The sequence below is a fragment of the Pseudonocardia pini genome (genome assembly GCF_013870575.1).
GTDB classification, from domain to species: Bacteria; Actinomycetota; Actinomycetes; order Mycobacteriales; family Pseudonocardiaceae; genus Pseudonocardia; species Pseudonocardia pini.
Map to the genome: position 1 here is coordinate 1 of NZ_JACBXB010001145.1, position 1249 is coordinate 1249.

The following is a 1249-nucleotide window of genomic DNA, read 5'->3' on the forward strand; positions in this document are numbered from 1 at the left end:
GGCGACACCGCGGCCGAGGCCGGTGCCGCCGCCGGTGATGAGGATGCGCTTGCCGGCCAGCAGGTCCGGGGCGAACGGGCTCTTCTTCGACATGGTCATGCTGGTCCTTCCCTAGAGCCCGAGGCTGCGGCTGATGATCTCGCGCTGGATCTCGTTGGTGCCGCCGTAGATGGGCGGGGCGAGGGCCTTGCGGACCTGCGCCTCCATCCCGTACTCGCGGGCGTAGCCGTAGCCGCCCATGAGCTGCACCGCCTCCAGCGCGGTGGCCTTGGCCGCCTCGGTGCAGCGGATCTTGGCGGTCGAGCTGTCCCGGCCCAGGTCGCTCTCCTCCCCGGCGTCGAGCCGGTCGGCGACGTCGTAGAGGAACGCCCGGCAGAGCGCGATCTCGGTGGCGAGGTCGGCGATCCGGTGCCGGACGGCCTGGAAGCTGCCGATGGTGCGGCCGAACTGCTCCCGCTGGGTCACGTAGCCGAGCAGGTCGTCGAAGGACCGCTCCGCCGCGCCGAGGCTGGAGGCGGCGATGATCAGCCGCTCCACCCCGAGGCCGCGGTTGAGCTGCCGCCACGCCCCGCCGACGGTGCCGACGACGGCCGAGGCGGGCACCCGGACGTCGGTGAAGTACAGGTCGTTGACCGTGTGCCCGTACATCGTGTCGATGGGCCGGACGTCCAGGCCGGGTACGTCGGACGGGACCATCAGCAGGGTCAGCCCGTCGTGCTTGCGGCCCGACGAGTCCGTGCGGACCAGGACCAGGATGTGCCGGGCCAGGTGTGCGGCCGTGGTCCAGGTCTTCTGGCCGTCGAGCACGAAGTGGTCCCCGTCGAGCACCGCGGGCATGCGGGCCGAGGCCAGGTCGGACCCGGCTCCCGGCTCGCTGAGCGCGATCGACTCGAAGTTCCCGGCGCAGATGGACTCGACGATCGTCCGCTTCTGCTCCGCCGTGCCCCAGTGCAGGTAGGTCTGCGCGGCCGTGAGCCCGGTGCCGTAGGCGGTGGTGGGCGCCAGGCCGCGCGCCGTCTCCTCCAGGAACAGGCACTCGTCGACGAACGCGCCGCCCTGCCCGCCGTGCTCGGCGGGCAGGGAGATCCCCAGCCAGCCGAGCGCGGCGAAGCGGCGCAGGAGGGCGGGGCTGTCCGCCAGCGTGCCGCCCTCGGTCAGGGCGGCACGCTGCTCGGGAGTCCCACACTCCTTGGCGCAGAAGGAGCGGACGGCGTCGACGAAGCCGCGCTGCTCCGCGGAGAAGCGCACG

General features: G+C 72.8%; 1 protein-coding gene. It reads right to left on the bottom strand.

Annotated elements, in window-relative coordinates; genetic code table 11:
• Positions 1 to 111: 111 nt before the first annotated feature.
• The coding region (locus H5J29_RS33295) for an acyl-CoA dehydrogenase family protein (RefSeq protein ID WP_220188234.1) at positions 112 to 1249 on the bottom strand (1138 nt) is incomplete at its 5' end.